Origin of the sequence: Streptomyces sp. GESEQ-35 (assembly GCF_017948485.1) — a bacterium.
In the GTDB taxonomy this organism is placed as follows: Bacteria; Actinomycetota; Actinomycetes; order Streptomycetales; family Streptomycetaceae; genus Streptomyces.
Map to the genome: position 1 here is coordinate 19,732 of NZ_JAFFSX010000049.1, position 8,314 is coordinate 28,045.

Consider the following 8,314-nt stretch of genomic DNA (forward strand, 5'->3'; position numbering starts at 1 on the left):
ACGAACATGGGTTTGACCATGATGGGCTCGTCGGGGGCGGCGAGCGCCCAGGAACGCGCGCTGCGCACGCTCTACGACGAGCAGGCGGGGGCTCTGTACACCTACGTGGTACGGCTGTTGGGCGGCGACAGGCACCGAGCCGAGGACGTGGTGCAGGAGGCACTGCTGCGCTGCTGGCGCACGCAGGACTTGACCGCCGGCCAGCCGCTGCGGCCGTGGCTGTTCAGAGTGGCCCGCAACCTCGTCGTCGACGAGTACCGGCTGCGCATGGCCCGCCCCCAGGAGGTCAACGGCAACGACTGGCTGGACGACCTGATAACCAGGCCCGACGACGTGGACAGGCTGCTCTCCTCACTGCTTCTCAGGGAAGCATTCCAGCACCTCTCGCCCAAGCATCGCGAGGTGCTGTATGAGACGTACTTCTCCGGCCGATCGATGCGCGAGGCGGGCGAGGTGCTCGGTGTCCCGCCGGGCACCGTCAAGTCCCGTGTGCACCACGCGGTACGTGTCCTGCGGCTGGCCATGGGTGTCGTCGAGAGCGACGGCGACGCGGTCGCCGAGAAGCCGGAGTGGGCGTACCCGTCCGCGGCGTGACGCACGTTCGCCGGCCGGACCGTGGGAGGCGAACCGCCCACGGTCCGGCCGGCGTTGCTGTCAAGGGACCTCTCCCGCGCGGATCTCACTCAGCCCGCCGTCCGGGTTTGCACCCGGGCCGTTCCCAGGTCATGGCGGAACGGGGTCGTCGCGGCACCGGAGCGGACGCGGGAGATGGTGTGCGTGAGGGCTCGGGCGAGTCCGCCACACGGAGTTCCGGCGTTCATGGCCCGCTCGCTTCGTGGGCCTTCGGCAGCGACGCCCGGTGTTCCAGCGCCGCGTTAAGCGCGTCGCCGTCCTCGCCAGGTATCTGGTTGCGCATGCGGATCACTCCATCCCCGACGGACAGCGCCTGGTCCAGGCGCGTGATCTGCAGCCACAGCACTTGGGCGCGGCTCGCCACCGCCTCGGCCCGCTCGCTGTCTCCCCGGTAGTGCCAGCGTTCGGCGACGTCGCGGTAGAGGGATACCGCCGGCCGCGTCCCCGGCTGGAATCCTTGGCCCCCGAGAGCCTGTTGCCGCTGCAACCCGTCCTGCATGAATTGCAACAACTTGTCCCGGGCAATTCGGAGTATTTGACTGTACCGGCTCCGCGGTTCTGCCCGGCGCGGTTCCTCGCCCCCTTGGAAACCCTGACCCACCATGATCCCGGAGTAAACAGGTAGGCTTCCAATGCGCCCCGTGCCAGGTTCCTGACCCTGCGGAAAATCTCCCGTGCCAGGCGCCTGTTGCTGAAGCGGCTTCGGGGACCGGGCTGCTGCTCAGGCACAGGCGTGCCCTCCTCCTGTCGCAAGCGACCAACTGTCAGGAAAGACAGGTATGTTCCCTGCGATCGGTTCACTCGCCCAGCCTCGGCACCGGCGTCGTCGGCGGGTCGGCGACGTTGCCGGTGCCCATCCACGCCGTCTTCAAGTGTCACTCGAGCTTTCCCCTCCACCTCAGCCCTTGGAGTCGCTGAGGCGACGGTGAGCGCGGCCCTCGACCTCGCGTCATGACGCCGTTCCGTCAGGCCGGACGGTGGCCAGGTGTGCGCCGGGCTGAAGAGACCGCACCGGGCCGGGCCAGCCCGCCCCCGAGCCGCGGGCGTCGGGATCGGAGACCCTGTTCCGGCCCCGGACGGCACGCCGCTCGGCAGCGTGTCTCAGGTGGCGGTTTTCGGCGTTTGTACCGGCCGACGGTCTTCCTTCCGCTGGAGGGCGCGGAAGTCGTCGAAGACCCCGTAGTTGCGGGCCGGCAGGTCGCCTTGAGACGGCTCGGCGGTGAGCTTCGCGTAGAGGCTGTTCAGGAGCCATGGCGATTTCTCCGGACCGAAGTTCCGTGTCATTTCCTTGGACTGCGCGACCCCGTATGTCGCCACAGCGAGGCGCCCGGTGTCCCGGAATCGGCGCATCTGGTCCCGCAGGAAGTGCCTGTTGTTCTCGTACCAGGGGCTCATGGCGAGGAAGTCGTGCCATTGCTCCTCCGGCACGGGTCGCTCGATCGCTTCCCTGATCGCCTTCCAGACCGGAGTATCCGGCGGGACGTCGTAAAGGCGTGCGAAATCGGCAGGGATGGTGTCTTTCAGGTGCTGCTTCCAGACGTGGACCAGGGAAAACTCGGTGACCAGGAACTTCTGGTCCTTACGGAGCCGGGGCAGGATGTAGTCGAGGAACGCCTGAGAATGCTCTACAGCGGTTACATGTGGGTGAATGTCCACGCCTTCGATCTCCGGGGTCCTCCGTGTGAAAGAGAGCCAGCGGGCGGTGGCCTTCGTCCGTTTGTCCAGCCGGTCGATGCGGTTCAGTGCCCCCATGTACAGGCGGGTCCGGCAGACCGAGGGGAAGTGCTTCTTCCGGTAGGCAATGACGTGCGCCGCAATGGTCTCGTAGAACGTGTTCATGGCGCCGGAGCCGATGTCCTGGCGGCGGCTCTCGAGGAACGGTTCGTTGCCGATGGCCAGCACGTCGACGGTGTCGAGAACGGCCCGCAGGACCTTGTCGACCCGGGCGAGTTCCGCGGTCATGGCCGGGCTGTCCGGTAGGGGGATCGGCTGATGGTGGAACGGGAACTTCAGTGAGAGCACCGTGCCGTAGCCCTGATCATGTGCGTCTGTGAGCTTTTTGATGGCGCGCTGTCGCGAGGCGTCGTCCGTGACGTCGGGCATCGGGACGAATCCCCGGAGCCAGCTCGCGGAGAGACCCCGCAGTTCGTCGAATGTCACGCTCTCGGCGTGCTCGTTGAAGTTGGCCCCGAGTATGCCGGTCAGTTCTTCGGCAGTATCCCCTTTGCCGGAACGGTCGCCGTTTTGCTGTTCACCGTTGGTGCATCCTGCGGCGAGTAGAACGCCGGCGGACGCGGCCAGAACACCTCTCCGTGAAAGCGATGACGTCCTCGTTTCCACGGGCACCGCCTCCGCGGAGGCGTGGTTCTCCCTCTCATTCCGATTCTTGACAAGTGAACGCAAATTCAACTGAGTTCCTTTGTTGTTGGTGCGATGCTCCGGCGAGTGTGCGGCCTCAGCCGGGAACGGGGCGAGGGTGAGCAGGTCCTGGCCGTCGCCCTTGGCGGGTCCGATGCCGGTCAGCAGTGCGGTGCGCAGGGCGTCGGGGCCGACAGCGTGACGGCCGGCGGCGCGCACGCCTGGCAGCGCTACGACGCCGTTCAATCCGACAGCCGGCAACCAACCGTCCTCGTCGAGATCACCCCTCGCCGCCTCCATCGTGGGCCCTTCTGCTCTGCATGTGCGGTGTCGCCCTGCCGCTGTACCGCACGGTGACGTGCGGAAAGGATCAGTCGTGCGTGCAACGGACAGAGGGGCCACCCGGTTCACATGTTTTCCGCGTGGGCGCTACGCCGCTGTGCGGGGACCACGCCCGACTCCGTCTGCGCTGAGCGCCGGGCGTTGAACTGTTCCGTCGGGCAATCCGTTGTCGTTCCCAACGCCACCGTCGAGTCATGAGTGGAGGGGCGCCATGGCCGAAGCCTGCGCGTCACGGCGGGCCGAGAACACGTTGGGAAAGCCGGTCTGTACGCGCTTCGAGTGCCCGGCGCAGCCAACGGGCGAAGCTGCCGGGGCCGCTCCTGAGCCGCCTGAGCCTCCGTTGGCCCCCTCCACGCAGGTGGCCGGGTCCTCAGGTTTGCCCTTTCAGGACCGCACGGGCGGACCCGGGGGGCCGGCGACTCAACGCCTTCATGCTCCCTGCTCGGCCAGAAGGGCGTGAGTCTCGTGCCGGAACTCAGCCTTCCGGAAACGTGACTTCTTTGACTTCTTCGGTCCCCGGAACGACTACGCCCGGTCGAGGAATACGGGGCAGTCCGCCGGGCCGTACGTCCTCACGGCCGCGGTGTGGGGCACCGCCGAGGCCTGCGCGGCGTCGGCGACGGCGGTCCGCACATCGAACCGGGGAACACCGAACCGATTCATCGCCTCATCGATTCATCCACCCAACAATTCGCCAAGTTCATATGAAAGTTGCTCCTCACCATGCGCACGAAGCTCGATGCCGTGTCTCTCGCCGCCGTACTGGTGACGGTCGTCGCGTTCTCCGCGACCGCGCCGTTGACCGCGTACGCCACCGGCTCCGCGCTCGCGCTGGCGCTGGGGCGCAACGCGCTGGGACTCCTCACGCTGGGACCGGTGTTCATGCTGATCCGGCGGCGCGAGGTGCGGAGGGTCTTTCGCGGGGAGCGTTCCTTCTTCCGGAAGGAGCAGCGCCGCGCTGTTGTCTACGGCGTTCTCGCCGGAACGGCGCTGGCGGCTCACTTCGCCACATTCATGTCCAGCACACGGATGACGAGTGGAGACTGCGTGGACAACGCGATGATGGAGTCCTTCTGGGCTCGGGTCCAGGTCGAACCGCTCAACCGAAGACGGTGGCGGACGCGTCTGGAACTGTCCACCGCGCTCTTCGAGTACCTGGAAATCTTCCACAACCGACAGCGGAGGCACTCCGCGCTGGGCATGCTCAGCGCGGTGGAGTACGAACTCCGCACCCCGCCAGTAGCCTGAACCCAAACAACTCGACTCCACCAACTCGGGACAGTCCGATCCGTGCGTAGATGTCGTACTCCGCCATCAGGGTCTGGAACTGGTGGTGGGCGATGCCCTGCCACCTCGCCTCCAGGCTGGCCACATGGGTCTTCTGTTCCGCTAGATGTGCGGAAATCTCCGCCGCCGTCGACGCCGTATTACTGGAGGCATTGGCCAGGTACTCCGGTGTCACCCGGTACGTGACACCGCCTACGCTCACAGAAGGCTGGTCAGCCATGGTGGATTCCGCCCCTCCTCTCGGCCAGGTGCCCCAGCCGTCAAACACCGTCGCTCCCTGGTCGGGGCCTTACGAACCCGAATGAGCAAGGCTTGAACACACTCTGAGCACTGGCAGACGCCCGCGTCCCGCACTGATCGAACCCGTTGCGGACAGTCTGCCGGGCGCCGAACCGCTCGGGCATCTCCCGCCACTGGCCGCCGGTACGGAACCGCCAGATCACTCCATCGAACTGCTCCCGCAGCCGTTCGGGATACGGGCCGAACCTGCCTGTCGGCAGGAACGGCTCGATGAACTCCCAATGCTCATCGGTCAGTTGCGCATGACTCACATCGGCAGTCCCACAGGATCGAGACCACGACCGGGTCCAAGAACCCGGTCCTGATCGAAGACAGTCCTCGGGTGGGGGGACACCCCGGGATGGATGTGCGCGTCGGCGATCTCGTCGAGGGCAAAGATGCGTTCGATGCGTGGTGTGTAGAGGACTTGTTGGCCCAGCTCGGCTGCTGCGGTCAACAGCGTGGAGTCGTTCTCCGCGTTGACCAGGTGCACTCCCAGATGCGGCGCGTTGGTGTGGTCAGCGATCGTCGACACGCGCGTGGCGTCGTCAACGACCGTGACGAGGTCGGCCAGGGACCCAGAGGAGGCGGTGTCGAGCGCGATGTCGACACCGCTGGGGGCGAGGGTGGCAACGCGCTCGGCGAGCCCAGCGCCATAGGTGGGGGCGGCACCGAGAGAGGCGAGGAACTCGTGGTTGCGCTCGCTGGCCGTCCCGATCACGGTGGCGCCCTGAGCCACCGTGATCTCGACCGCGACACTGCCCACGCCTCCGGCGGCGCCCTCGATGAGGAGGGTGCGTCCCTGCCGGGGGCCGAGTACCTCCAGCCCGCCCATCGCGGTCACAGCTGCCAGGCCGGCGCCAGCGGACTGCTCGTCGCTCCATGTGCTGGGCGCATGGGCCCAGCACGAGAGCGCCCCGTCGCACCGGCCCCAACCCTGCCCCTGCTCATCGGATGAGCCCCTCTTGACCTGTTGTCCGCGTACTCGTTGAAGTTCACCTGTACGCCGACACCTGTGGCCTCGGCTCCGTGGTGCGCTGCATCCGTACCGCACGCTCCATGCGGGGCTGTTGTCCCTCGTGCGAGCTACACCCAGGTGCCCTCTTGGCGGTGACGTTTTCCGGCTGCAACGTCCGTAGCGTTCCGGGCAGCCGCGGCAATCCTGCCGCGGTTTCTGCGGAGGGGTTTTCATGAGGTTTGTCACGAGCCACTCCCGGGCCGGGGCGCTGAAGCGGGCCTTGGAGGCCGGGGTCCGGGGCTTCGTTCCGAAGACGGTGTCGGCACAGCGGCTGGCGGAGATCATCCGTACGATGCCGAAGGGGGTCGGTACGTCGACCCCGAGCTGGCGGCGGACGCGATTGACGCGACCTGGCCGGAGCGGGCCGGTCTCGCGATGCCTTGCGCGGATATCTCCTCTCGTACGCGTTGTCCGCGTACTTCCGCAAAGTAAAACGTGCCGCCTTCCCGCTGACCGGCTCCCAGGTCTCGGCCGTTGTGCCCGGCCTTGCCCCGTCTCTTGTGCTCAGAGTCTGTTCAAGCGCCGCTCACTCGGGTTCGCGAGGCCCCGACCAGGGAGCGACGGTGTTTGACGGCTGGGGCACCTGGCCGAGAGGAGGGGCGGAATCCACCAGCGTCGACGGCGGCGGAGATTTCCGGACAACTGGCGGACCGGTCAGCATGAACACCGCCACCAAGGCCGTCGGACTGCGGCGGCACCTTTTCCGAACGCTCATCGACGCGCCCGGCTTCCGCTGCGCCAACGTCTGGAAGATCACCTACCGGCCCACCTCTGCGACCGGCAAGCCGATCACGGTCGGCGGCACGGTGGTCACGCCGAAGAACGCCTTGGCGGAGTCATGAACGCGGCCTATGAAGAACCCTTGCGCTTCGCGGTGCTGGGGCCGGTCCGGGCGTGGCGCGGTGAACGTGAACTGGACCTGGGGTCGCCGCAGCAACGCCTGGTGCTGGCAGCGCTGTTACTACGACGCGGGCGTCCCGCCACGGTCGCCGAACTCGTCGACGCCGTTTGGGGCGACAGAGCACCGCCCGCGGCCGTGTCCGTGCTGCGCACCTATGCGTCGCGGCTGCGCAAGGTGCTGGAACCCGGGCGTGACGCCGGCGAGTCACCTCAGGTGATCGTCTCGGCCGCGGACGGATATCTGGCCCGTGTGCCGGAACACTCCCTGGATCTGGGTGTGTTCGAGCAACGGGTGGCCGAGGCGAAGAAGCTGCGCGCCGAGGGCGAGGTGCCGGCCGCCGCGGAGCTGCTGCACACTGCGCTCGATGGGTGGGAGGGGACACCGCTGGCAGGGCTCCCCGGCCCGCTGGCCGAGACCGAGCGCTCCCGGCTGGCCGAGGAGCGGCTGACCACGCTGGAGACCCGCCTGGATGTCGACGTCCAGCTCGGGCGCCACAATGCGGTGATCGCCGGACTGACCGCGCTGGCCGGCGAGCACCCGCTGCGGGAGCGGTTGTGCCGGCTGCTCATGCTGGCGCTGTACCGGTCCGGACGGCAGGCCGAGGCGCTGGCGGCGTACCGCAGGACGCGGAGCACCCTGGTGGCCGAACTGGGCATCGAACCCGGCGCGTCACTGCAGGAGCTGCACGACCGCATACTGGCGGCCGACGCCTCCCTGACCCCCTCCGCTCCGGAGGAGGAAGCCGACACGCAGGAGTCCCCGGTTGCCGGGTACCCGGCCCGCCCCGCACAGCTGCCCGCCGACCTGGCCGCCTTCACCGGCCGCCAGGCCGAACTGGAGCAGACCCAGGCCCTGCTGTCCGACGAGGGCGAGCGTCCGTCCACGGTGGTGATCAGTGCGATCGGAGGTATGGCGGGCATCGGCAAGACCACCCTGGCCGTGCACTGGGCCCACCGGATCGCCCACCGTTACCCCGACGGACAGCTCTACATCAACCTGCGCGGCTTCGACCCGACCGGCACGGTCATGCCGCCGGAGGAAGCCATCCGCGTCTCCCTCGACGCGCTCGGCGTCCCCCCGCGGCGCATACCCGGCTCCCTCGACGCCCAGGCGGCGCTGTACCGCAGCCTGCTGACCAACCGGCGGATGCTGATCCTCCTCGACAACGCCCGCGACACCGAACAGGTCCGCCCGCTGCTCCCGGGCTCCCCCGGATGCCTGGTCATCGTCACCAGCCGCAGCCAGCTCACCGGCCTGATCGCCAACGACGGGGCGCATCCGCTGGCGCTGAGCCCACTGACGCCTGCCGAGGCACACGGCTTCCTGGCGCGCCGCGTCGGCGCCGCACGGCTGGCGGCCGAACCCGAGGCGACACACGAGATCATCGCGCGCTGCGCCCGGCTGCCCCTGGCCCTCGCCGTCGTCGCCGCCCATGCCGCCACCCACCCCGGTTTCCCCCTCGACGCCGTCGCCAAGAAACTGCACGACAGCCAGGG

General features: G+C 68.0%; 8 protein-coding genes and 3 pseudogenes. 5 read left to right on the plus strand and 6 right to left on the minus strand.

Going from position 1 to position 8,314, the window contains the following annotated elements; all coding sequences use genetic code 11:
• The first annotated feature begins 6 nt into the window (after window positions 1-6).
• The gene (locus tag KCH87_RS47315) at window positions 7-594 is read left to right on the plus strand and encodes a sigma-70 family RNA polymerase sigma factor (protein ID WP_210594200.1); all 588 of its coding nucleotides are present in this window, start codon (window positions 7-9) and stop codon (window positions 592-594) included.
• A 223-nt stretch (window positions 595-817) separates the two neighbouring features.
• Here KCH87_RS47315 and KCH87_RS47320 read toward each other — a convergent pair whose 3' ends face one another.
• From KCH87_RS47320 to KCH87_RS47335, 3 genes are all read right to left on the minus strand, one after another.
• Complete coding sequence (locus KCH87_RS47320; protein WP_210594202.1) at window positions 818-1,141, minus strand: hypothetical protein; 324 nt, start codon at window positions 1,139-1,141, stop codon at window positions 818-820.
• 593 nt (window positions 1,142-1,734) lie between these two features.
• Entirely contained in the window at window positions 1,735-3,291 is a 1,557-nt protein-coding gene (locus KCH87_RS47325) for a hypothetical protein (RefSeq protein WP_247197889.1), read from the minus strand.
• Between the two features lie 567 nt (window positions 3,292-3,858).
• A complete protein-coding gene (locus tag KCH87_RS47335; protein WP_210594204.1) occupies window positions 3,859-3,996 on the minus strand; it encodes a hypothetical protein in 138 nt (45 codons plus the stop codon).
• Window positions 3,997-4,056: 60 nt separating this feature from the next.
• Between KCH87_RS47335 and KCH87_RS50910 the strand changes: the two genes are divergently transcribed.
• Window positions 4,057-4,581, plus strand: coding sequence for an integrase core domain-containing protein (locus KCH87_RS50910; protein WP_210594206.1), 525 nt, complete (start codon window positions 4,057-4,059; stop codon window positions 4,579-4,581).
• Here the strand turns inward: KCH87_RS50910 and KCH87_RS47345 are convergent.
• The 3 genes and pseudogenes from KCH87_RS47345 to KCH87_RS47355 all read right to left on the minus strand — a co-directional run.
• Window positions 4,538-4,840 carry a WXG100 family type VII secretion target gene (locus tag KCH87_RS47345; protein ID WP_247197890.1) on the minus strand — a complete coding sequence of 101 codons (303 nt, stop codon included), beginning with the start codon at window positions 4,838-4,840 and terminating at the stop codon, window positions 4,538-4,540. The two genes, KCH87_RS50910 and KCH87_RS47345, sit on opposite strands and share 44 nt — an antisense overlap.
• Window positions 4,841-4,956: 116 nt before the next feature.
• Window positions 4,957-5,171 (minus strand): annotated as a pseudogene (locus KCH87_RS47350) (transposase); the annotation flags it as partial.
• Window positions 5,168-5,815, minus strand: a pseudogene (locus KCH87_RS47355) (zinc-binding dehydrogenase); the annotation flags it as partial. The pseudogenes KCH87_RS47355 and KCH87_RS47350, both read right to left, overlap by 4 nt.
• A gap of 280 nt (window positions 5,816-6,095) precedes the next feature.
• On the opposite strand from KCH87_RS47355, the pseudogene KCH87_RS47360 reads away from it, so the two are divergent.
• The 3 genes and pseudogenes from KCH87_RS47360 to KCH87_RS47370 form a co-directional block, all read left to right on the plus strand.
• Window positions 6,096-6,265: pseudogene (locus KCH87_RS47360) on the plus strand (DNA-binding response regulator); the annotation flags it as partial.
• 311 nt (window positions 6,266-6,576) lie between these two features.
• Window positions 6,577-6,759, plus strand: coding sequence for a hypothetical protein (locus KCH87_RS47365; protein WP_210594209.1), 183 nt, complete (start codon window positions 6,577-6,579; stop codon window positions 6,757-6,759).
• A partial coding sequence (locus tag KCH87_RS47370; RefSeq protein WP_210594210.1) for a BTAD domain-containing putative transcriptional regulator occupies window positions 6,756-8,314 on the plus strand: 1,559 nt, incomplete at its 3' end. The genes KCH87_RS47365 and KCH87_RS47370, both read left to right, overlap by 4 nt.

Bases quoted from the DNA above. Each gene is read 5' to 3' on its own strand.
- KCH87_RS47335 (WP_210594204.1), bottom strand. From the start codon at position 3,996: ATGAATCGGTTCGGTGTTCCCCGGTTCGATGTGCGGACCGCCGTCGCC.
- KCH87_RS47325 (WP_247197889.1), bottom strand. From the start codon at position 3,291: ATGGAGGCGGCGAGGGGTGATCTCGACGAGGACGGTTGGTTGCCGGCT.
- KCH87_RS47365 (WP_210594209.1), top strand. From the start codon at position 6,577: ATGAACACCGCCACCAAGGCCGTCGGACTGCGGCGGCACCTTTTCCGA.
- KCH87_RS47315 (WP_210594200.1), top strand. From the start codon at position 7: ATGGGTTTGACCATGATGGGCTCGTCGGGGGCGGCGAGCGCCCAGGAA.
- KCH87_RS50910 (WP_210594206.1), top strand. From the start codon at position 4,057: ATGCGCACGAAGCTCGATGCCGTGTCTCTCGCCGCCGTACTGGTGACG.
- KCH87_RS47345 (WP_247197890.1), bottom strand. From the start codon at position 4,840: ATGGCTGACCAGCCTTCTGTGAGCGTAGGCGGTGTCACGTACCGGGTG.